We start from the raw sequence: 19,317 nt of genomic DNA, 5'->3' as shown, positions 1-19,317 counted from the left end.
GCTCAGGAGACCGGCGGCCGGCTCTGAGGTTCGACGTCGGTGACCGTCGCGTCCGGATCTACGGCGGGCCCGTCGGCCTGCTCCTCGAAGTTCACCTTGCGCAGGTGCTTGCTCAGGCTGAAGCCCAGGAACGCCACCGCCGCCGCGAGGGCCAGGAACACCGCGAACCCCAGCCAGCCCGCCTTCACGTCCTCGGGCTCGGGCATCTTCTGGGCCGCGGCGACCAGCCAGACCGCGGTCGTCTGCGACACCAGGTCCAGTGCGGGGAGCATGCTCATGACCCCATCCTCTCAACTGCCTCGCGAACCCCCGCGAACAGATCGTCCTCGGGCGTCGGGGCCGGCACGTGGGTGTGCACCAGCTCGTAGTCCTCGGTGGGCCACGCCTTCTGGTGCACCTCCAGCGGGCAGGCGAACCAAGCCCCGTCGGGGTCGATCTGGGTGGCGTGCGCGAGCAGCGCCCGGTCGCGGACCGGGAACCAGTCGGCGCACGGCACCCGCGTGGTGATCCGGGCGTCGTGCTCGGGGTCGGGCTTCCACTCCGCGAGCCGCTCCGCGTAGGGCGACTCCAGCCCCCGTCGGACCATCTCGTCGTGCAGCGCCTGGGTCCGCTCGCGGTGGAAGCCGTGGTGGTAGTACAGCTTCAGCGGCTGCCAGGGCTCCCCCGCGTCCGGGTACCGCTCCGGGTCGCCGGCCGCCTGGAACGCATGCATGCTCACCTGGTGGCACATGACGTGGTCCGGGTGCGGGTAGCCACCGTTCTCGTCGTACGTCGTCATCACGTGCGGGCGGAACTCCCGGATCAGCCGCACCAGCGGCTCGGCCGCCTCCTCGACGGGGACCAGCGCGAAGCAGCCCTCCGGCAGCGGCGGCTTGGGGTCGCCCTCGGGCCACCCGGAGTCCACGAAGCCGAGCCAGTCCTGGCGCACGCCGAGGATCTCGCGAGCCCGCTCCATCTCCTGGCGCCGGACCTCGCTGATGTTGGCCAGCACGTCCGGTCGGTCCATCTTGGGGTTCAGGATCGATCCCCGCTCGCCCCCGGTGCAGGTGACGACGTGTACGTCGACCCCCTCCTCGACGTACTTCGCGGTGGTCGCCGCGCCCTTGCTCGACTCGTCGTCGGGGTGGGCGTGGACGTGCATGAGCCGGAGCATGACCTCAATCCTAGGATGGAGGTGTGAGCACCCCCGACCTGGCCGAGCGCTACGGCACCGCGACACCGGCACGCCGTCGCAGCCGCGTGGCCGTGATCGCCGCCGTCGCGGTGCTCGCCGTCGTCGGGGTGGTCTGGCTGGTCTGGGTGATGCTCGCGCACGGGCGGCCGCTGGTGCAGTCGGACATGGTCTCGTTCGAGACCCGGGGGCAGCACGCGGTCGACGCCCGGTTCACCGTCGTACGCCGCTCCACCGACGTGGAGGCCAGCTGCCTGCTGCGTGCCTACGCCTCCGACCACACCATCGTGGGCGAGCTCAACGTGCCGGTCGGCCCCGAGCAACCGGCCACCGCCACGCTCGACGCCACCGTGCGCACCGAGCGGCTCGCCACCTCGGTGGACACGATCGGCTGCACGGCTCCGGGACAGACGCTCCGCCGCTGAGCCACCCCTGGGTGGCGCGATGTTGCCGGAGATTGGGGTACGGCGGGGTCGGCTTGGTAGACTCATCTACTTGCCTGAACCACTCCGGGTGGCAGGCGCCCAGTGACGCACGTCCCACCGCCCGGACCCCCGATATGCACAGGAGCACCCTCACCGTGACGCAGTCCAGCGAACCCCACGTGGTCTGGCTGACCCAGGACGCTTTCGACAAGCTCCAGGCCGAGCTCGAGCACCTGCGTGGTCCCGTGCGCCAGGAGATCATCGAGCGGATCGCCGCCGCCCGGGACGAGGGCGACCTCAAGGAGAACGGCGGCTACCACGCCGCCCGCGAGGAGCAGGGCAAGACCGAGGCCCGGATCCGCCAGCTCGAGGACATGCTGCGCCGCGCCGAGGTCGGCGAGACCCCGGCCGACGACGGTGTCGTCGAGCCGGGCATGCGGGTCACCACCCGGTTCGTCGGCGACTCCGACACCGAGGTGTTCCTGCTCGGCGCCCGCGAGATCGAGACGCCCGACGACCTCGAGGTCTACTCCCCGCAGTCGCCGCTCGGCGCCGCCATCATCGGCTCCAAGGTCGGCGACACGATCGCCTACCACGCGCCGAACGGCAAGGAGCTCAAGGTCGAGATCGTCGACGCGGTCCCGTTCGTCGGCTGACGACCGGACCCCACCGCTCCACAGCTCCCCCGCCGGCTGCGTGCCGCGGCTACCGCGACAGGTAGTAGCCGCTGGCCCGCAGCCGGTTGAGCACCCGGTCGGCGTGCTCGGGCCCGCGGGTCTCGACCTGCAGCGCCACCTCCACCTCATCGAGGTGCAGGTGCGTCGAGGTCCGCTCGTGCACGACGTCGAGCACGTTGGCCTCCGCCTCCGCGAGCTCGCCGAGCAACCGGGCGAGGCCGCCGGGCAGGTCGGGGATCCGGACCTTGAACGAGAGGTACCGGCCGGCCGCGGCCATGCCGTGCCGCATCACCCGCATCAGCAGCAGCGGGTCGACGTTGCCGCCGGACAGCACCGCCACGGCGGGCGTCTCGAACCGCTCCGGGTCGTCCAGCATCGCCGCCACCGCGGCGGCGCCCGCCGGCTCCACGACCAGCTTGGCGCGCTCGAGGAGCATCAGCAGCGCCCGTGACAGCGACTCCTCGCTGACGGTGAGGATCTCGTCGACGTACTGCTGGATCGCGCGGAACGGCACCTCCCCGGGACAGCCCACCGCGATCCCGTCCGCCATCGTGGACATCGCCGCCAGCGGCACCGGGTGCCCCTGGGCCAGCGAGCCCGGGTACGCCGCCGCGCCCTCCGCCTGCACGCCGACCACCCGGACGTCGGGCTGCCGCTGCTTGATCGCGGTGGCGATCCCGGCCAGGAAGCCGCCGCCACCGGTGGGCACCAGCACGGTCCGGGCCTCCGGGCACTGGTCGAGGATCTCCAGGCCGCAGGTGCCCTGACCGGTCACGATGTCGGCGTGGTCGAAGGGGTGGATCAGCACCGCCCCGGTCTCGGCCGCGAACGCCTTGGCGCGCACCAGCGCCTCGTCGACGCTGTGGCCGTGGAAGACCACCTCGGCGCCGTAGCCGCGGGTCGCCTTCTCCTTGGGGATCGGCGCCCCCTCGGGCATGAAGACCGTCGAGTGGATGCCGAGCAGCTGAGCGGCGAGCGCCACGCCCTGGGCGTGGTTGCCGGCGCTCGCCGCGACCACGCCGTTCGCCCGCTCCTCGGCGGAGAGCCGGGACATCCGCAGGTAGGCGCCGCGGATCTTGAACGAGCCGGTCCGCTGCAGGTTCTCCGCCTTGAGCAGCACCGGGCCGCGGGCGATCCCGGAGAGCCACCGGGACTCCTCCATCGGCGTGCAGATCGCCACGCCCTCGAGCGCCTCGCGCGCGGTCTCGATGTCGGCCAGCGTCGGCAGCGGGTCGGTCATGGCGCTCACCCTAGGACCTGGCCGGTCCGGAGCAGCGACGGACCGCGGTTTGTGTGGCGACCCGCGTGGATGCATGCTTGTGCCATGCAACCTACAGCGTCGGAGGCGGTCGCCGGGTCCACGCCCGAGCCGGCCACCGTCGAGGACGCCGTGATGCTGGCGCTGGTCCGGGTGGGCCAGCGGCTGCGCCAGCGACTGCCCGGCGAGGATCTCGAGTTCACCTCGATCCCGCTGCTCAAGGCGTTGCAGCACCGGGGCCCCCTGCGGGTCTCCACGCTCGCCGAGCACCTGCACCTCGACGCGTCCACGGTCAGCCGGCACGTGCGGTCCCTGGAGGACCGCGGGATGCTCGAGCGGGCCACCGACCCCGACGACGGCCGGGCCAGCCGGGTCGCGATCAGCGCCCTGGGCCTCTCCCGCGTCGAAGCCGGCTCCGCCCGGCGACGGGCCCTCCTCGGCGAGGCGATCGCGGCCTGGGACGACACCGACCGCGAGACGCTGCGCCGCCTCCTCTACCGACTCGCTTCCGACATCCAGGAGCTCCCATGACCACCACCGCCGACGACCAGGGCTACCTGTCCCACAAGCAGATCCTCGTGGTCATGGGCGGCCTGATGGTCGGCATGTTCCTGGCCGCGCTCGACCAGAGCATCGTCAGCACCGCGCTGCCCCGGATCACCTCCGAGCTCGGCGGCCTCGACAAGCTGTCGTGGGTGGTGACGGCGTACCTGCTCACCGCCACCTCGTCGACGCCGCTGTGGGGCAAGATCTCCGACCTCTACGGCCGGCGGCTGCTGTTCCAGATCGCGATCGTCACCTTCATGGTCGGCTCGCTGCTCTCCGGGCTGTCGCAGAACATCGACCAGCTGATCGTGTTCCGCGCCGTCCAGGGCCTCGGCGGTGGCGGCCTGATGTCGCTGGCGCTGGCGACCATCGGCGACATCGTGCCGCCGCGGGAGCGCGGCCGCTACCAGGGCTACTTCGCCGCGGTCTTCGGCACCTCCTCGGTGCTCGGCCCGGTGCTCGGCGGCTGGTTCGCCGACGGCCCCGGCTGGGAGTGGATCTTCTACATCAACCTGCCGCTCGGCCTGGTCGCGCTGGTGGTCACCACCGCGGCGCTGAAGATCCCGCACGTGCGGCGCGAGCACTCGATCGACTACCTCGGCGCCGCCGTGGTGGTCGCCTCGGTGACCTGCTTCCTGCTCTACACCGCGTGGGCCGGGCCGGACCTGGGCTGGACCTCGGGCACCGGCCTCGCGCTGCTGGTCGGCGGCTTCGTGCTGGCGGCACTCTTCGTCCTCGTCGAGCTGCGTGCCACCGAGCCGATCATCCCGATGCGGCTGTTCCGCAACTCGATCTTCTCGATCGCGAACGTCTTCGGGTTCCTCGTCGGCATCGCGATGTTCGGCTCGATGATCTTCCTGCCGGTCTACCTGCAGGTGGTCGACGGGATGAGCCCGACGAAGTCCGGGCTGGCCATGCTGCCGATGGTGGCGGGCATCTTCACCACCTCGATCGGCTCCGGCATCCTGATGAGCCGCACGGGTCGCTACAAGCCGTTCCCGATGGCGGGGGCGCTGATCGTCGCGGTCGCGCTGGTGATGCTGTCCCGGCTGGACGCGAGCACGCCGTACTGGTTCGCGGGCCTCTCGATGTACATCCTCGGCCTCGGCCTGGGCTTCACCCTCCAGGTGCTCGTGGTCATCGTGCAGAACTCGGTGGACCGCAAGGACATGGGCGTCGCGACCAGCTCGGTGACGTTCTTCCGCCAGGTGGGCGGCTCGTTCGGTACGGCGTTGTTCGGGGCGATCCTGGCCAGCCGGCTCACCTACCACCTGACGCAGGCCACCGCCGACCTGCCGGCCGGTTCGAAGCCGCCCGGCAACCTCGACAGCGTGAGCCAGGACGTGCAGGCCATCCAGCAGCTGCCAGACCAGCTGCGTGAGCTGGTGACCGGGGCGTTCAGCGCCGCGCTGCACGACGTTTTCCTGACCGCCGTACCGCTGGTCCTCGTCGCGTTCGTCGTGGCGATGTTCATCAAGGAGGTGCCGCTCGGCGAGCGCACCGCGGCGGGTGCCGCCGAGGGCGGCCCCGAGGCTCAGGCCTCGGACGGCTCCGGCGTGCCCGGGTCGTCGACGGCCGCCTCCTCGGCGGACTCCCCCACCTCGGTGTAGCCGGCGAGGTACTGCGCGACCGCGTTGAGCGCGGCGACCAGCGGCACCGCGAGCAGGGCACCGGCGATGCCGGCGACCAGCACGCCCATGCCGATCGCCACGATCACGCCGAGCGGGTGCAGCGAGACGAACCGCCCGGTCAGGAACGGCTGGAGGACGTGCGCCTCGAGCTGCTGCACGGCGATCACGGCGCCGAGCATGAGCAGCGCGATGAAGGGGCCCTGGGCCACCAGGGCGACCAGCACCGCGACGGAGCCGGACAGGGTGGCGCCGACCATCGGGATGAACGCGCCCAGGAAGACCAGCACGCCGATCGCGATCGCGAACGGCACCTGCAGGACCAGCGCGGCGATGAACACGCCGAGCGCGTCGACGAAGGCGATGATCACGGTGACCCGGACGAACTGGGTCAGCGAGCGCCAGGCCACGCGGCCGGACTCGTCGGTGCGCTTGCGGGCGGCCCGCGGGAACAGTCGGACGAACCAGGCCCAGATGCGGTCGCCGTCGGCGAGGAAGAAGTAGGTCGCGAACAGCACGATGAAGATGCCGGCGACGATGTGGCCGATGGTGGTGCCGACCTCGGTCGCCCGCTTGACCGCCTGCTCGCTGGAGCTGGAGACCGCCTGCTGCGCCTGCTGGATGTAGTCGTTGATCTGGGAGTCGCTGGCGTTGAGCGGGCCGTCGCGCAGCCAGCGCCGGATCTCCTCGAGGCCGTCCACGACCTGGCCGGACAGGTCCGAGACACCGGCCGAGACCTGGGTGCCGACGAACGTCAGCAGCAGCACCACGGTGCCCAGGCCGCCCAGCACCACGACCGCCGCGGCCAGCTTGCGGTGGATGCGCACCTTGGCGGCGGACTCGACGACGGGCGCGGCCAGCGCGGCGAGCAGCAGCGCGATCGCGAGCGGCAGGAAGATCACCGAGAACCGGTCGAAGATCCACAGCACGACGTAACCCGCGGCCGCGATCACCAGCAGCCGCCACGACCAGGCGGCCGCGAGGTCGAAAGCCCACGGCACCTGGGCCCGGCTCCAGTTGGTCGGGCCGGCGTCGATCGTCGGCGGCTCGGGAGCCCGCTCCGCCCGGATCTGCGACCACTGCTGGGCGAAGCGCTCCGCGAACCGGTCGTCGGAGCGGGCCCGCTGCGTCGCTCGCAGCTGGCTCAACCGGGCGGTCATCCGGCCGGTGGTGCGGTCACCCTCAGTCATGGACGCAAGGCTAGGCGACGTCACCTACGCCAGCGCGCCGCCGTCCGCGGCGGGACCGGTCACGGCGTCACCGTGTCGGCATGCCGGAGCGCCACCTTCCACTCGCCGCCCTCGCGCCGGTACACCTGTGTGGCACGCAGCGTGAAGCTGCGCGGCTCACCGTCCACCGAGGTCGAGATGTGCTCGAAGCCGGCCGTGCAGGCCATGTCGCCCACCACGTCGCACAGGTGGAGCTCGAACGCGTAGGAGGTGCAGTCCGAGAAGGTCTGCTCCAGGGCATCGAAGGCCTCCCGGACCTCGTGCTGACCCGCGGCGTTGCGCCACGCCCCGAGGATGATCACGGGCTCGTTGCGGGACCAGATCGCCCGGCGCGGTTCCGCGTCACCGTTGTGCAGAGCCAGCTCCGCCTCGTACAGCACGGTGGCGACCCAGGACAGGAAGTCGTCGCGGTCGGTCATCCCTCCAGCATGCTCCCGATCCGGCTCAGCCGTCACCAGGGCGAGAAGCCACCGCTGGGCGGCTGCCTCAGAGCAGGGTGCGCACCAGCCGGTACGCCGCCTCGGGGTGCTCGGCCGCGAGCAGTCCGGCCGGCGCCAGCACGTAGTGCTGGTCGATCACGGCGCGCGGATGCTCCGGCAGCTGCCAGTCGGCGCCGTCGCGCAGGTGTCGCAGCAGCACCGTGGCCGCCCCACCGTCGGGTCCCCCGGTGTCGTGGCGCAGCACCCCGCCGGAGCCGACCAGCACGTCCACCTCGCGCAAGTCCTTGCCGGTGCGCTCCACCACCCGGCCGCCCGGGCCGAAGACCACCTGGGAGCGGCCGGCGTGGCGACGCAGCGCGATCCCGACCGCGACCGCGGCGAGGTCCCGGTCCACCCGGCGCTCGTCGTCGTCGGTGGGCACGAACGCGGGGTCGTGCTGCCGGTGCGCGGCGGCCGCCTCGAGCTCCTCCCCGACCCAGCCGGCGGCGATCCCCTCGGTGACGGTGGTCACCGCGCTCCAGCGCATGCCGAGGTCGCCCTCGACGGTGCGGGTCACCGGCACCTCGGCGACCACCTCCCGGGAGAGGCCCGCCTCCTCGGGGTCGAGCTCGACGACCGAGTGCACGTCGGTGGTGGCGCCGCCGACGTCGACGACGACCACGTCGCCGGCCCCGGGGCGCCGCTCCGCCTCGGTTCCCGACGGCAGGCCGCGGGCCAGCAGCTCGACGGCGGTGAGGACCACGTCGGGCGTCGCGCCGCGCACCATCGCGGTGAAGTCGGCGCGCTTCGAGAGGTGCTTGCCGCCGATCACGTGCCGCAGGAACATCTCCCGGATCGCGGCGCGTGCCGACTCCGGGGCGAGCACCCCGATCTTCGGCACGACGTTGTCCGCGACGACGTACGGCGTGCCGGCGCCCTCCAGCAGCCCGGCGACCACGTCCTGCACCTCGACGTTGCCGGCGACCACGACCGGCCGGCGCCAGCGGGCCCGGGCCAGGGTGGTGGCGGCGGCCAGCAGCACCTCGGCGTTGCCACCGTCGGTCCCGCCGACCAGCAGGACCACGTCGGGGCGGCTCTCGCGCAAGGCCGGCAGGTCCGCGCGGGCCAGGCCGCCGTGGGTGACGTGCACGACCCGGCCGCCGCTGGAGAGCGCGACCCGGCGACCGGCCTCGGCGGTGACCAGCTCCTCGTTGCCGACGACGGCGATCCGCAGCCCGCCGCCGGCCGAGGAGCAGGCCAGCACCGGCGCGTCAGCGGCCCGCGGGTCGGCGGCCACCAGCGTGGACCGGCAGGCCTCCCAGCCGTCGAGGACGTCGGTGTCGATGGTGGTGCGGTGGTCGGCGGTGGCCAGCAGCCGGCCCACCGAGACGTCGACCAGGGCCGCCTTGGTGAACGTCGACCCGAAGTCCACGCAGGCGACGAGCTCGCTCATCTCCGCGTCGGGTGCGGCGGCGTCACCGCAGCGCCTGGTCGAGGTCGGCGAGCAGGTCGTCGGAGGTCTCGATGCCCACCGAGAGCCGGATCAGGTCCGCGGGCACCTCGAGGTCGGTGCCGGCCACCGAGGCGTGCGTCATCCGTCCGGGGTGCTCGATGAGCGACTCGACGCCGCCCAGCGACTCCCCGAGCGTGAACACCTCGGCCCGCTCGCACACCGCGAGCGCCTCGGCCTCGCCGCCGTTGACGCGGAACGAGACGATGCCGCCGTACCGCTTCATCTGCCGGCCCGCGACGGCGTGGCCGGGGTGGCTCTCCAGGCCGGGGTAGATCACCTCGGCGACCGCGCCGTGGCCGGACAGGAACTCCACGACCTTCTCCGCGTTGTCGCAGTGCCGGTCCATCCGCACCCCGAGGGTCTTCAGGCCCCGCAGGGTGAGCCAGGCGTCGAACGGGCCGGCGACCGCGCCGATGGAGTTCTGGTGGAAGGCCACCTTCTCGGCGACCTCGAGGTCCTTGACGACCAGCGCGCCGCCGACGACGTCGGAGTGCCCGCCGCAGTACTTCGTCGTCGAGTGCACGACGACGTCCGCGCCGAGGGTGAGCGGCTGCTGGAGGTACGGCGAGGCGAAGGTGTTGTCGACGACGAGCAGCGCGCCGGCGTCGTGGGCGACCGACGCGACCGCCTCGATGTCGCCGATGGTCAGCATCGGGTTGGTCGGGGTCTCCAGCCAGACCACCTTGGTCTCGCCGGGGCGGATCGCGGCCCGGATCGCGTCCACGTCGGACACGGGCGCCGGGGTGTACGCGAGACCCCACGGCTCTTCGACCTTCGCGAACAGCCGGTAGGTGCCGCCGTACGCGTCGTTGGGGATGACGACGTGGTCGCCGGGCCGGCACAGGGCCTGAAGCAGGGTGTGCTCGGCGGCCAGCCCGCTCGCGAACGCGAACGCCCGCTCCCCCTCCTCGAGCGCGGCGAGGTTGCCCTCGAGCGCGGTGCGGGTCGGGTTCGCGGAGCGGGAGTACTCGTAGCCTCCCCGCATCCCGCCGACGCCGTCCTGCTTGTAGGTGCTGGTGGCGTAGATGGGCGGGATCACCGCGCCGGTCATCGGGTCCGGGTCGTAGCCCGCATGGATGGCGCGGGTCTCGAATCCTGCCTTCTGGGACTGCTCGCTCATGCCCGCGAGCCTAGCCACTCCCCGACCCGGGTGCGTCCCTGCGGGTGCCGTGCGGGGCTCCGGGAAGGTTCGGGCCATCCGCCGCGTTGTAGCGGTCGAACCATCCCCGGAGCGATACAGAGCCGATACGAGGAGTGCCCGTGCTGTTCAACCGTCACAAGACCCAGCTGCCGACGCCGGACCAGGCGCTCAAGGGCCGGACCGAGCAGTGGTTCACGATCGCCGAGCGCCACGCCGTGCTCGACGCCCCGGTCGTCACCCCCGAGGCGGAGATTCCCGAGGGCTACGAGGTGGCCGTCTTCGGACTCGGCTGCTTCTGGGGCGCCGAGGAGATCTACTGGCGGATGCCGGGCGTCTGGTCGACCTCGGTCGGGTACGCCGGCGGCACGACCCCGCACCCGTCGTACGAGCAGGTGTGCTCGGGCCAGACCGGCCACACCGAGGCCGTCCGGGTCGTCTTCGACCCGTCGAAGGTCTCCTACGCCGACCTGGTGAAGGCGTTCTTCGAGTTCCACGACCCCACCCAGGGGATGCGCCAGGGCAACGACGTCGGCACGCAGTACCGCTCGGCCATCTACACGCTGAGCCCGGAGCAGGCCGAGACCGCGGAGCGCCTGAAGACGGCCTACGAGCCGCTGATCCGCGAGCGTGGCTACGGTCCGATCACCACCGAGATCAAGCCGGCCCCGACGTACTACTACGCCGAGGACCACCACCAGCAGTACCTCGCGAAGAACCCCAACGGCTACCGCTGCCACAGCGCGACGGGCGTGCCGTTCCCGGCCGGGGTCTGATCACCGGGTCGGAAGTTCTGCTGCCCGCTTGTCGGATCCCGCGGCCGCCGTTCGTGGAGTAGAAGTAGGGGCGGACACGGGGTCCGCGGCGGAGACGAGGAGCAGACAATGACCGAGTACCTGATCTACTTCAACCAGCAGTGGGTGGGCGACCACAGCGAGGAGTGGTTCCGCGAGCGCGGGCCGCTGGCCATGGCGGTCGTGGACGAGATGAAGGCCGCCGGCGTCTACGTGTTCGCCGGCGGCCTGGAGGAGGGCGGCCCGGTCTTCAGCGCCGACGCGACCAGCGGCACGTTGCTGTTCACCGACGGGCCGTTCGTCGAGACCAAGGAGTTCCTGGGCGGTTTCACCGTCGTGGACGTGGCCGACGAGGAAGCCGCCAGGATGTGGGCGGGCAGGCTGGCCGAGGCGTGCGGCTGGCCGCAGGAGGTTCGCCGCTTCGGGTCGCAGCCTCAGACCCGCTGACGGGCTCGCGAGTCGTCGATCGGGCTCCGTTCCGCTCTCACGCAGCTTGACCGTCGGGGCCTTGCCCGGCGCGGACGTCCCGTGCTTCGATGCGGCGACATCACAGCTGGTCGAAGGGGGCCTCGTGGCGGTCACTGCGATCGACGTGCAGGTGGACGACGTCAGCGCGGCGGTAGCCCTGCTCAGTGCGGCCTACGGCTGGGCGGTGACCGCGGACGAACCCGGCTTCGGCGAGCTCCTGGCCGGCGACCTGCGCGTCATGCTGTCCCGGGACGCCATGGTCGACTGGGGTAGGACCTCGGGCGTGATCCTGCACGACTACGTCGACGACGTCGCCACGACGGTCGAGCGTGCGGTGGCTGCCGGAGCAGAGCTGCTGATGGGTCCGGTGAGGACCGACTGGGGCACCGAGTCGGCGTACCTTCGCGGACCCGGGAATCTCATCGTGGACGTGTGCCGGGACGTGCCTCGGTGAGTCGAGACGGACGGCGGTCCCGGCCTCATGCAGCGCCCTCGAGCACGGAAGGTCCTATGGACATCATCTTGATCCCCGGATTGTGGCTCGATGGCTCGTGCTGGGCCGGCGTCGTCCCGGCACTGGAGCAGACCGGGCACCGCGCTCATCCGCTGACGTTGCCGGGCATGGAGAGCAGGGATGCACCGCGCTCGGGCATCACGTTTCGATACCATGTCGACGCCGTCGTCCCCGCGATCGATGCCGCTGACGGACCGGTTCTGCTCGTCGCGCACTCGGCAGGATGCGGCATCGGTCACGCCGCGGTCGACGCACGACCCGACCGCATCGCTCGTGCGGTCTATGTCGGCGGATTCCCGACCCCCGACGGCAGTCCGCTTCTCGATGGTCTGCCGGCAGCGAACGGCGAGGTGCTGATGCCGGACTGGGCCGAGCTCGGCGAGGAGGCGAGCATCGCCGACCTCGACGAGCCGGCACTGGCCCGTCTCTACGCCGAGGCCATCCCCGTGCCGGAAGGCGTCGTCACCGAGCCGCAGCAGCTCCGCGATCCACGGCGTTACCAGGTTCCGGTCACCGCCGTGTGTCCCGAGTACACCTCCGAGCAGCTGCAGGGCTGGGTGAACGATGGTGTCGACGACGTCAAGGAGCTCACGATGATCCGTGACGTCGAGTACGTCGATCTGCCGGGCGGTCACTGGCCGCAACTCGTCCAGCCCGGCCTCCTGGCTCGAGTCATCCTCGACGCCGCCCGTTGACCCCACCGACGCCGAACTTCACCGGAGACCCGCTCGTCGGCCCGGCGCTGCCGGTGTGTTCGGCCGTCGCCCAGCCCTCCTGACCCGGAGCCCCTGGTCAGGAGATGGCGGCCTTCACCAGCTCGACGACCTTCTTCTCGACCGCGGGGCTCCACCGCTGGAGCGCGTACGACACCGGCCAGAGGTCGCCGTCGTCGAGGTGGGCCGCGTCCTGGAAGCCCAGCGTTGAGTAGCGGTAGTTGAACTTGCCCGAGTCCTGGAAGAAGACGACGACCTTGCCGTCCGCGTTCGCGTAGGCGGGCATGCCGTACCAGGTCTTGGGCGACAGCTCCGGGGCGTTGGCCGTCACCGTCATGTGCACACGCTCGGCGAGCGCCCGGTCCTCCGGCGCCATCTCCGCGATGCGGTCGAGGACCGCCTGCAGCCCGTCCGCCTTCTTTGCTCCCTGCCTGCCTTCGGCGCGCAGCTCGGCGGCACGCTCCTTCATCGCGGCGCGCTCTTCCGCGGTGAAGCCGTCGGACTCGCTCTTCAGGTTCTTCGTGGGCATCGTGACCCCTGCCTCTCGACTCTCGGCTCTCGGCTCTCGACTCTCGACTCTCGACTCGGTGCCGGCCTTCTGCGAACGAGGCTAGGCCGGACGGAACCTCTGGCGCTTCTCGATTCCTGATCGGATCAGCAGTGCAGGGAGGATGCCCGACCTCGGTCGCGAAGCTTTCAGCGCCGGGGTCGGCGACCGGCTCCAACGAGGAGTAGTTCGCGCGCGGGACGTTCCTCGTTGTCCCCGAGCCGGCCCGTCGTCACTCCGCTAGCGGGACTTTCCTCGGGTCACCCTGACCCGGCGCCGTTGTCGCCCCCTCGTGGGACTCTCCTCGGGTCTCCCCGGGCCCGGCGCCCGTTGTCGCCCCCTCGTGGGACTCTCCTCGGGTCTCCCCGGGCCCGGCCTCCGCTGTTACCCCGCCATGGCGGGACATCCTTGGGTTGTCCCCAGACCTGCAGATGCCCCTCGATACTGTCGGCGGTCTCTCCTAGGATCGAACACATGTTCGACACGATGGAGATCGAGGAGCTCGACGCCAGCCAGGCGTGCGAGGCGATCTCCGCCGAGCACCGGGCCCAGCGGCTGGTCGAGGCGCGGCGGCTGCGGTTGGCCGCGCACTGGCTGGACCTGCATGCCCCGGTCGAGCATGCCGCCTCCGACCGCCCCGAGGACCCCGACGCCGCGGGTGGTAGGGGTGGGCGGGTGTTGCCGGGGACCGAGCGGGTGGTGGCCTCGGGTGCGGACGGCACCCCGATGATCACCGAGTTCGCGGCGGCGGAGTTCGCGGCGTTGCAGGAGATGAGCCCGGCCGCGGGGCAGGCCTACCTGCGCAAGGTGGCGAACCTGCGGCACCGGCATCCGCTGCTGTGGGGCCGGGCGGTGCGCGGCGAGGTGCCGGTGTGGAAGGCGTTGGAGACCGCCCGGCTGGTCGGGCGCTCCGAGGCCGGTGAGCCGCCGGTGGCGCTGGAGGGCGCCCGGTTCGTCGACGGCCAGACCCACTCCTGGATCGACACGCTGTCCTGGGCGGCGTATGTGGAGCTGGTGGAGCGGATGGTGATCGCCGCGGACCCGCGGCGGGCCGAGGACTGCCGGTTGGCGGCGGCCGCGGAGCAGTACGTCGTGGCCGGGCAGTCCAACGAGCACGGCCTGAAGACGCTGATCGCCAAGGCCAACGCCGGGGAGGTGATCTACCTGGTCGCGGTCCTCGACCAGCTGGCCGAGGTGCTCCGCCGGCGCGGGGACGCCCGGTCGGTGGCGGTGCGCCGGGCCGCGGCGCTGGGCATCCTCGCCCACCCCGCGCACGCGCTGGCCCTGCTCACCAGCCAGCTCCCCGCCCACCCCGACGACCCCGCTGCGCCCGACGACCCCGCCGACCCCGGTGTGCCCGCCGACCCCGCCGAGCCCGCCGCGTCCGCCGCGCCCGCCGCGTCCGCCGCGCCCGCCGCGTCCGCCGCGTCCGCCGCGTCCGCCGATCCTGCTGACCCCGCCGCGTCCGCTGATCCAGCCGTGTCCGCCGCCTCTGGTGCATCCAGTGGCGCGCGTGCTGACACCGAGCGGACCGGCGGCAGCGACACCGATCCGGATGCGTCCGGCGACCACGGTGCGCCCGCTGATCCCGCCCCCGAGCAGAGCGGCGGCAGCGACGATGCGGAGGCTGCCGTCGACCCCGACGATCCCGCCGACCACATCGCGGACGAGCCCGCTGCGGCGGACCAGCCGGCCGCGCCGTCGTACCTGCAGGTCCCCGACCACGCCGACCCGGACCTGCCCCGGGACCCCGACGCACTGTGGGCCCGGCTCGGTGGGCTGCGCCAGGCCGACTTCGACAAGCTGCTCCCCAAGGCCGTGCTGCACCTGCACATGAGCCTGGAGACCTACCTCGCCCAGTTCCGCCCCGGCCTGGGCCCCCAGGCGGTCCACGCCGAGGGCATCGGCCCGCTCACCCTCGAACAGGCCCGACAGTGGCTGGGCCACCACCGGGTCACCATCCAACCGGTGCTCGACCCCGACACCGTGCAACCCGTGAACGGCTACCACTTCACCCCCAACCAACGAGAAGCCCTGCACGCGATCAACCCCCGCGACGTCTTCCCCTGGGCAGTGCACACCGGCCGCGACAAGGACATCGACCACCCCGTCCCCTACCGATGGACCGGCCCACCGGACCAGCCACCCCCCGGCACAATGCTTCCCACCCCGACCAGCTCCACCCCGACCAGGTCCGGCGCCCCACCCGGCCAGACCGGGCTGCACAACGCCGCCCCGATGGTCCGACACCACCACCGCCTCAAGACCCACGGCCGCTGGCACCTCACCCAGCTCCAACCCGGCGTGTACCTGTGGCGCTCGGTGCACGGACATCACTGGGTCACCGACCCCACCGGCACCTACCGAGTCCCCACCACCATCGCCCACACCCTCCTCGCCACCCGCGCCGAAACCGCCGCCTGACCCACCGTGCCGGCACGGTGGGTCAGGCGAGGACCGTCGAGGTGTCGCAGATGGTCGAGGCCCGAGTCAGGCGGAGAGGTCGACCTGGAGACCGAGACCACGCTCCACCGCAGCGGTCAGGACGAGGTGCGCCGCCGCAACGTCCTGGGCGGCGATCCCGACGGACTTGTACAGCGTGATCTGGTCCGGTGACGTCCGGCCAGGTCTGGTCCCCAGGAGCAGTTCACCGATCTCGGCGTGGATGTGCTCGGGCCCCATCAACCCTTCCTCGATCGGTGTCCTGAGGTCATTGCTTCCGGACGGCGGCGACGCGAGCACCGCGTCGCTGGACTCGACCACGAGCAACGCCTCGATGACGGTCGCCGAGTCCACCTCGCGACCCTCCGTGTTGTACCCGACCGACGTGACGTGGACCCCCGGCCTCAGGTAGTCGCGGCGCACCACCGGATCTGGTGAATGGGTCGCCGCACAGATCACGTCCGCGTCGGCGCAGGCGTCGGCGTAGCTGTCGGCCGCCAGCGCGGGGATTCCGAGAGAGTCCTGCAACGCCGCGCACAAGGCGCCGACCCGATCCTGGTTCCGCCCAGCCACGCGGATGCGCTGGATGGGACGCACCCGGACCATGGCCTCGGCGTGGGCTCTTGCCTGAACGCCCGTCCCCAAGATGGCCAACGTGGCTGCGTCTTCCCGCGCCAGCAGCTCAGCCGAGAGTGCTGAACCGGCCGCCGTTCGAAGCGTGGTGATCGAGATCCCGTCGAGCAAGGCCAACGGCTCGCCGGTATCGGCGTCGAACACGACCACCACTGCTTGGTGGGTGGGCAGACGGGTCCCGGCATTGCCCGGGAACAGGCTGACCAGCTTCGCGGCCAGGCTCCCACTGCCCTGCAGGTGCGCTGGCATCACCGCCAGCAGGCCTCGGTCGGGCACCATCGCCGCGATCCGTGGCGGCATGGAGACCCGGCCAGCACTCACGTCCGTCATCGCCGCTCGAAGCGCGTGCCGCAACGCATCGAGGTCCAGCAGGGACTCGGTTTCCGTGCGACTCAGCACCAGCATGAGCACAGTCTGGTCGTCCACCGTTGATCTGGGGAAGGCCACTCACAGTCGACGTACCGCGCGATCGTGAGTGCCGCCACCGCCCAGGCCGCAGCGTCGAGGACCACATCTCCATGGGCGCTGCCCTTTCAGCCACCGTTGGGAAGAGCGTGCCTACTCGACACAGAACTCGTTGCCCTCGGGGTCCGCCATCACGACGAGGCCCCCACCCTCCTGGATCACGCGCGCGCCCAGCGCGACCAGTCGTCGGACCTCCTCCGCGGCATTCGAGGTGGGCCGCAGGTCGAAGTGCTGACGGTTCTTCGCAACCTTCCCCTCCGGAACCCGGATGAACCAGAGACTCGGTCCTCCCCAGCCTGCCGCTTCAACCCAAGCACGGTTGGGCGTGCTGTCCTCGTCGACGTTGGACCCGAGAGCCTCTGCCCAGAAGGCCGCGACGCGCAGGGGCTCTCGACAGTCGAAGGTCACCGACTTGATGAAGGACACCATGCCCTCACGCTAGCGACGTCTTGTCCGGGCGCCGGGGCGCCGAGTGTAGGAAGCCCCGCATCCTCGACAAGCGGCTGCCGACCTACGGGCGCAGCCTCCGCAACGGCGGCAACCTTCCCCTCCTGGGCTGGAGCGACCCGTCGTGGCTGGAGGTCTGCGCCGGTCTGCAACAAGATGGCGTCATGAACGGACGCGCTGACATGTTCCTCGACGCCGAGCACGACCCCCGCGAGAACGGACCCAGTCTGGGAGACGAACGAGCAACCCTCGTGGAGTTCCTGCGTTGCCAGCGGCTCACCCTCGAGCTGAAGTGCGCCGACCTGGACGCCGAGCAGCTGGCCCGACGCGCGGTCGAGCCGTCGACGATGTCGCTGCTCGGCCTGGTGCGCCACATGGCCGAGGTCGAGCGACGGTGGTTCCGGGTCCGGTTCGCGCACCTGGACTCGCCGCCGCACTACTGCTCCGAGGATGACCCGGACGGAGACTTCGACGGCGCGGTCGCCGACCCGGCGCTGGTCGCCGAGGCCTGGGACACGTGGCGGTCTGAGGTCGCCTTCGCCGAGAAGTTCGTGGCCGAGGCCCCTGACCTCGATGTGCTCGGCATGACCCGCGAGGGACCCATCTCGCTGCGCGAGCTGCTCGTGCACATGGTCGAGGAGTACGCGCGGCACAACGGCCATGCCGACCTGCTGCGGGAGCGGATCGACGGCCGGATCGGCCAGTAGCCCGCCGACGTCGCGCCGAAAGGCGATTCGAGCAGCCCGAGCGGGGCCTCGGCGACCGCAGCCGGACCGCCCCAGGCGGCTCTGGCGGCAGCGGCCGCAGGCGGTGCTCCCTAGCCGGGTCCTGGTCGGAACGACCACGCCGTCACCTGCCGTGCGACATGCACTCGCGCCCGGACGACCCGCACCTCTGCCCCGAAACGGGCATCTGACCGGGCGAGTGCATGTCGGAGCGCCGCCCCACGGTGCCGACCGGTCGCGGACCGCGTGACCCGGCTCGTTTCGGGGAACCCTCAAGGGTGCCTGGGGAGGTGAGCTCGATGAGAATCGCGAAGGCTCTGCTCGGAGCGCTGGTCTGGATCCTGGCATGCGTGGTCGCACTGCTCGGCATCGTGCTGTCCGCGACCCTGATCCTGCTGCCGCTGGGGATCCCGCTGCTGGTGCTCTCCGGTCGGCTGTTCGGAAAGTCGGTCGCACTGGTGCTGCCGCGCGCCGTCACCCATCCCGGCGAGGAGCTGGGCAAGTCGGCCAAGAAGAAGGGGCGCGCCGTCAAGGAAGACGCCCCCACGCCTGATCCGGCGGCGGCGAAGAAGAAGCTGCTGCCCTTCTTCCGCCGCCGGAAGAAGAAGCCGGTGTGACCTCCGCCTCTCCCGCGCCTCCGAACGCGCTTCCTAGCGTTGCGGAGAGAGAAGGGAGGTGAACAGATGAAGAGCTTGTACATGACCACCTACCGCTATCGCGAGGGGCTCAGGGAGGACGACCTGCGCGACCTCACCAAGCGGTTCCTCGAGGTGGGAACCAGCGAGGGCGTGGTCAGCCACTACGAGCGGCTCGACGGGCGCGGCGGCTACCTCATCACCGAGACCGACGCCGACTCCGCGAAGACCTACGAGGTCACGCTCCGGTACGCCCCGTGGATGGACTTCGAGACCGTCCCGATCACGACGCTCGAGGATGCGTTCCCCGTCATCCAGCGCGTCTACGGCTGAGGCCGTCAGTTCCCAGGCGTCACCGGTGACATCGACTCGCCGGTGGCGCCGCCGGCGAGTGGCAGGTACATCACGTGCAGGCCGACCAGGCCGTGCACCGGATGCCGGAACGCCTCCGGCACGGTGCCGATGACCCGGAAGCCCAGGGCGCGCCACAGCCGGACAGCCGCGTCGTTGGTCTCCACGACGGCGTTGAACTGAATCCCGTGGAAGCCGCGGCCCCGCTGCCACTCGATCATGTCCTCGGCCAGAGCCCGGCCCACCCCGAGCCCGCGGGCGGCCGGTTCGACCATGAAGCTGGCGGTGCCGATGTGCGCGCCCGGACCGGACCGGTTCGGTCCCATCTTGGCGCTGCCGAGCACGCGACCGTGCCGGCCGGCAGCCGCCGGCGCGTCCTCGACCGCCACGGTGGTCCGGCCCGGCGGCTGCTCCATCCAGATCGAGCGGGCCACCTGCTCGGGCATGTCGGGGTCGAAGGCGTAGGTCTCCTGGGCCTTCACGACCGCCTCGAAGATCGGCCAGATCTCGTCCCAGTCGGTGTCGGTCGCTTCGCGGATCTGCACGACGCCGACCCTAGGGCACCGTCGCGCGGCCGCT

23 protein-coding genes are annotated in these 19,317 nt (G+C 71.5%); 12 read left to right on the top strand and 11 right to left on the bottom strand.

The features are described 5' to 3' along the window. Positions 1–2 precede the first annotated feature (2 nt). Together H9L09_RS13870 and mca are read right to left on the bottom strand one after the other, a co-directional pair. Entirely contained in the window at positions 3–278 is a 276-nt protein-coding gene (locus H9L09_RS13870) for a hypothetical protein (protein ID WP_187577485.1), read from the bottom strand. Next, complete coding sequence (gene mca / locus H9L09_RS13865) at positions 275–1,153, bottom strand: mycothiol conjugate amidase Mca (protein ID WP_187577484.1); 879 nt, start codon at positions 1,151–1,153, stop codon at positions 275–277. Before mca ends, H9L09_RS13870 begins: the two co-directional genes overlap by 4 nt. Before the next feature lie 23 nt (positions 1,154–1,176). Between mca and H9L09_RS13860 the strand changes: the two genes are divergently transcribed. After that, positions 1,177–1,596 carry a DUF4307 domain-containing protein gene (locus tag H9L09_RS13860; protein ID WP_187577483.1) on the top strand — a complete coding sequence of 140 codons (420 nt, stop codon included), beginning with the start codon at positions 1,177–1,179 and terminating at the stop codon, positions 1,594–1,596. Between the two features lie 155 nt (positions 1,597–1,751). Continuing rightward, complete coding sequence (greA, locus tag H9L09_RS13855; RefSeq protein ID WP_246456019.1) at positions 1,752–2,252, top strand: transcription elongation factor GreA; 501 nt, start codon at positions 1,752–1,754, stop codon at positions 2,250–2,252. A 49-nt stretch (positions 2,253–2,301) separates the two neighbouring features. Here the strand turns inward: greA and ilvA are convergent, their stop codons facing one another. Then, the gene (gene ilvA / locus H9L09_RS13850) at positions 2,302–3,513 is read right to left on the bottom strand and encodes a threonine ammonia-lyase (RefSeq protein ID WP_187577481.1); all 1,212 of its coding nucleotides are present in this window, start codon (positions 3,511–3,513) and stop codon (positions 2,302–2,304) included. 84 nt (positions 3,514–3,597) lie between these two features. On the opposite strand from ilvA, the gene H9L09_RS13845 reads away from it, so the two are divergent. Both H9L09_RS13845 and H9L09_RS13840 read left to right on the top strand, forming a co-directional pair. Continuing rightward, complete coding sequence (locus H9L09_RS13845; RefSeq protein ID WP_187577480.1) at positions 3,598–4,062, top strand: MarR family winged helix-turn-helix transcriptional regulator; 465 nt, start codon at positions 3,598–3,600, stop codon at positions 4,060–4,062. Then, positions 4,059–5,687 (top strand): MDR family MFS transporter, encoded by a 1,629-nt coding sequence (locus tag H9L09_RS13840; protein WP_187577479.1) that lies wholly within the window; start codon positions 4,059–4,061, stop codon positions 5,685–5,687. Before H9L09_RS13845 ends, H9L09_RS13840 begins: the two co-directional genes overlap by 4 nt. Here the strand turns inward: H9L09_RS13840 and H9L09_RS13835 are convergent. From H9L09_RS13835 to H9L09_RS13820, 4 genes are all read right to left on the bottom strand, one after another. Then, positions 5,612–6,895 (bottom strand): AI-2E family transporter, encoded by a 1,284-nt coding sequence (locus H9L09_RS13835; protein WP_187577478.1) that lies wholly within the window; start codon positions 6,893–6,895, stop codon positions 5,612–5,614. The genes H9L09_RS13840 and H9L09_RS13835 overlap by 76 nt on opposite strands. Positions 6,896–6,954: 59 nt before the next feature. Further along, a complete protein-coding gene (locus tag H9L09_RS13830; RefSeq protein ID WP_187577477.1) occupies positions 6,955–7,353 on the bottom strand; it encodes a nuclear transport factor 2 family protein in 399 nt (132 codons plus the stop codon). Positions 7,354–7,420: 67 nt separating this feature from the next. Next, complete coding sequence (locus tag H9L09_RS13825; RefSeq protein WP_187577476.1) at positions 7,421–8,806, bottom strand: glutamate mutase L; 1,386 nt, start codon at positions 8,804–8,806, stop codon at positions 7,421–7,423. A 22-nt stretch (positions 8,807–8,828) separates the two neighbouring features. Next, a complete protein-coding gene (locus H9L09_RS13820; protein WP_187577475.1) occupies positions 8,829–9,986 on the bottom strand; it encodes a cystathionine gamma-synthase in 1,158 nt (385 codons plus the stop codon). A gap of 140 nt (positions 9,987–10,126) precedes the next feature. Here H9L09_RS13820 and msrA point away from each other — a divergent pair, with 140 nt between their 5' ends. The 4 genes from msrA (at position 10,127) to H9L09_RS13800 (ending at position 12,475) form a co-directional block, all read left to right on the top strand. Further along, positions 10,127–10,780 carry a peptide-methionine (S)-S-oxide reductase MsrA gene (gene msrA, locus H9L09_RS13815; protein ID WP_187577474.1) on the top strand — a complete coding sequence of 218 codons (654 nt, stop codon included), beginning with the start codon at positions 10,127–10,129 and terminating at the stop codon, positions 10,778–10,780. A gap of 108 nt (positions 10,781–10,888) precedes the next feature. Then, entirely contained in the window at positions 10,889–11,245 is a 357-nt protein-coding gene (locus tag H9L09_RS13810; RefSeq protein ID WP_187577473.1) for a YciI family protein, read from the top strand. Positions 11,246–11,369: 124 nt separating this feature from the next. Next, entirely contained in the window at positions 11,370–11,720 is a 351-nt protein-coding gene (locus H9L09_RS13805) for a VOC family protein (protein ID WP_187577472.1), read from the top strand. A gap of 56 nt (positions 11,721–11,776) precedes the next feature. Beyond that, positions 11,777–12,475, top strand: coding sequence for an alpha/beta fold hydrolase (locus H9L09_RS13800; protein ID WP_187577471.1), 699 nt, complete (start codon positions 11,777–11,779; stop codon positions 12,473–12,475). 97 nt (positions 12,476–12,572) lie between these two features. Here H9L09_RS13800 and H9L09_RS13795 read toward each other — a convergent pair whose 3' ends face one another. Continuing rightward, positions 12,573–13,022, bottom strand: a complete 450-nt coding sequence (locus H9L09_RS13795) for an iron chaperone (protein WP_187577470.1) — start codon at positions 13,020–13,022, stop codon at positions 12,573–12,575. A gap of 492 nt (positions 13,023–13,514) precedes the next feature. On the opposite strand from H9L09_RS13795, the gene H9L09_RS13790 reads away from it, so the two are divergent. Next, complete coding sequence (locus H9L09_RS13790) at positions 13,515–15,464, top strand: hypothetical protein (RefSeq protein ID WP_187577469.1); 1,950 nt, start codon at positions 13,515–13,517, stop codon at positions 15,462–15,464. A 66-nt stretch (positions 15,465–15,530) separates the two neighbouring features. Here H9L09_RS13790 and H9L09_RS13785 read toward each other — a convergent pair whose 3' ends face one another. Both H9L09_RS13785 and H9L09_RS13780 read right to left on the bottom strand, forming a co-directional pair. Beyond that, a complete protein-coding gene (locus tag H9L09_RS13785) occupies positions 15,531–16,520 on the bottom strand; it encodes an ornithine cyclodeaminase family protein (RefSeq protein ID WP_187577468.1) in 990 nt (329 codons plus the stop codon). Positions 16,521–16,673: 153 nt separating this feature from the next. Continuing rightward, entirely contained in the window at positions 16,674–17,009 is a 336-nt protein-coding gene (locus H9L09_RS13780) for a VOC family protein (RefSeq protein WP_187577467.1), read from the bottom strand. A gap of 182 nt (positions 17,010–17,191) precedes the next feature. Between H9L09_RS13780 and H9L09_RS13775 the strand changes: the two genes are divergently transcribed. From H9L09_RS13775 to H9L09_RS13765, 3 genes are all read left to right on the top strand, one after another. Next, a complete protein-coding gene (locus tag H9L09_RS13775) occupies positions 17,192–17,734 on the top strand; it encodes a DinB family protein (RefSeq protein WP_223164044.1) in 543 nt (180 codons plus the stop codon). 317 nt (positions 17,735–18,051) lie between these two features. Beyond that, complete coding sequence (locus H9L09_RS13770; RefSeq protein ID WP_187581049.1) at positions 18,052–18,369, top strand: hypothetical protein; 318 nt, start codon at positions 18,052–18,054, stop codon at positions 18,367–18,369. A 66-nt stretch (positions 18,370–18,435) separates the two neighbouring features. Beyond that, positions 18,436–18,720: a DUF3303 domain-containing protein gene (locus H9L09_RS13765; protein WP_187577466.1), complete on the top strand. Its 285-nt coding sequence runs from the start codon at positions 18,436–18,438 to the stop codon at positions 18,718–18,720. Between the two features lie 5 nt (positions 18,721–18,725). On the opposite strand, the gene H9L09_RS13760 is transcribed toward H9L09_RS13765, so the two are convergent. After that, on the bottom strand, positions 18,726–19,283 hold the full coding sequence (locus tag H9L09_RS13760) for a GNAT family N-acetyltransferase (RefSeq protein WP_187577465.1): 558 nt from the start codon (positions 19,281–19,283) through the stop codon (positions 18,726–18,728). Between the last annotated feature and the right edge of the window lie 34 nt (positions 19,284–19,317).

Origin of the sequence: Nocardioides mesophilus, assembly GCF_014395785.1 — a bacterium.
Taxonomy (GTDB): Bacteria; Actinomycetota; Actinomycetes; order Propionibacteriales; family Nocardioidaceae; genus Nocardioides_B; species Nocardioides_B mesophilus.
Note: the sequence above shows the minus strand (reverse complement) of the source record. Positions and strands in the feature narration are given on the sequence as shown.

What these genes read in the sequence shown, in the direction of transcription:
- H9L09_RS13870 (WP_187577485.1), bottom strand. Translation starts at nt 278, where the DNA reads ATGAGCATGCTCCCCGCACTGGACCTGGTGTCGCAGACGACCGCGGTC.
- mca (WP_187577484.1), bottom strand. Translation starts at nt 1,153, where the DNA reads ATGCTCCGGCTCATGCACGTCCACGCCCACCCCGACGACGAGTCGAGC.
- ilvA (WP_187577481.1), bottom strand. Translation starts at nt 3,513, where the DNA reads ATGACCGACCCGCTGCCGACGCTGGCCGACATCGAGACCGCGCGCGAG.
- H9L09_RS13845 (WP_187577480.1), top strand. Translation starts at nt 3,598, where the DNA reads ATGCAACCTACAGCGTCGGAGGCGGTCGCCGGGTCCACGCCCGAGCCG.
- H9L09_RS13840 (WP_187577479.1), top strand. Translation starts at nt 4,059, where the DNA reads ATGACCACCACCGCCGACGACCAGGGCTACCTGTCCCACAAGCAGATC.
- H9L09_RS13835 (WP_187577478.1), bottom strand. Translation starts at nt 6,895, where the DNA reads ATGACTGAGGGTGACCGCACCACCGGCCGGATGACCGCCCGGTTGAGC.
- H9L09_RS13830 (WP_187577477.1), bottom strand. Translation starts at nt 7,353, where the DNA reads ATGACCGACCGCGACGACTTCCTGTCCTGGGTCGCCACCGTGCTGTAC.
- H9L09_RS13825 (WP_187577476.1), bottom strand. Translation starts at nt 8,806, where the DNA reads ATGAGCGAGCTCGTCGCCTGCGTGGACTTCGGGTCGACGTTCACCAAG.
- H9L09_RS13820 (WP_187577475.1), bottom strand. Translation starts at nt 9,986, where the DNA reads ATGAGCGAGCAGTCCCAGAAGGCAGGATTCGAGACCCGCGCCATCCAT.
- H9L09_RS13810 (WP_187577473.1), top strand. Translation starts at nt 10,889, where the DNA reads ATGACCGAGTACCTGATCTACTTCAACCAGCAGTGGGTGGGCGACCAC.
- H9L09_RS13800 (WP_187577471.1), top strand. Translation starts at nt 11,777, where the DNA reads ATGGACATCATCTTGATCCCCGGATTGTGGCTCGATGGCTCGTGCTGG.
- H9L09_RS13795 (WP_187577470.1), bottom strand. Translation starts at nt 13,022, where the DNA reads ATGCCCACGAAGAACCTGAAGAGCGAGTCCGACGGCTTCACCGCGGAA.
- H9L09_RS13790 (WP_187577469.1), top strand. Translation starts at nt 13,515, where the DNA reads ATGTTCGACACGATGGAGATCGAGGAGCTCGACGCCAGCCAGGCGTGC.
- H9L09_RS13785 (WP_187577468.1), bottom strand. Translation starts at nt 16,520, where the DNA reads ATGCTGGTGCTGAGTCGCACGGAAACCGAGTCCCTGCTGGACCTCGAT.
- H9L09_RS13780 (WP_187577467.1), bottom strand. Translation starts at nt 17,009, where the DNA reads ATGGTGTCCTTCATCAAGTCGGTGACCTTCGACTGTCGAGAGCCCCTG.
- H9L09_RS13775 (WP_223164044.1), top strand. Translation starts at nt 17,192, where the DNA reads ATGAACGGACGCGCTGACATGTTCCTCGACGCCGAGCACGACCCCCGC.
- H9L09_RS13770 (WP_187581049.1), top strand. Translation starts at nt 18,052, where the DNA reads ATGAGAATCGCGAAGGCTCTGCTCGGAGCGCTGGTCTGGATCCTGGCA.
- H9L09_RS13765 (WP_187577466.1), top strand. Translation starts at nt 18,436, where the DNA reads ATGAAGAGCTTGTACATGACCACCTACCGCTATCGCGAGGGGCTCAGG.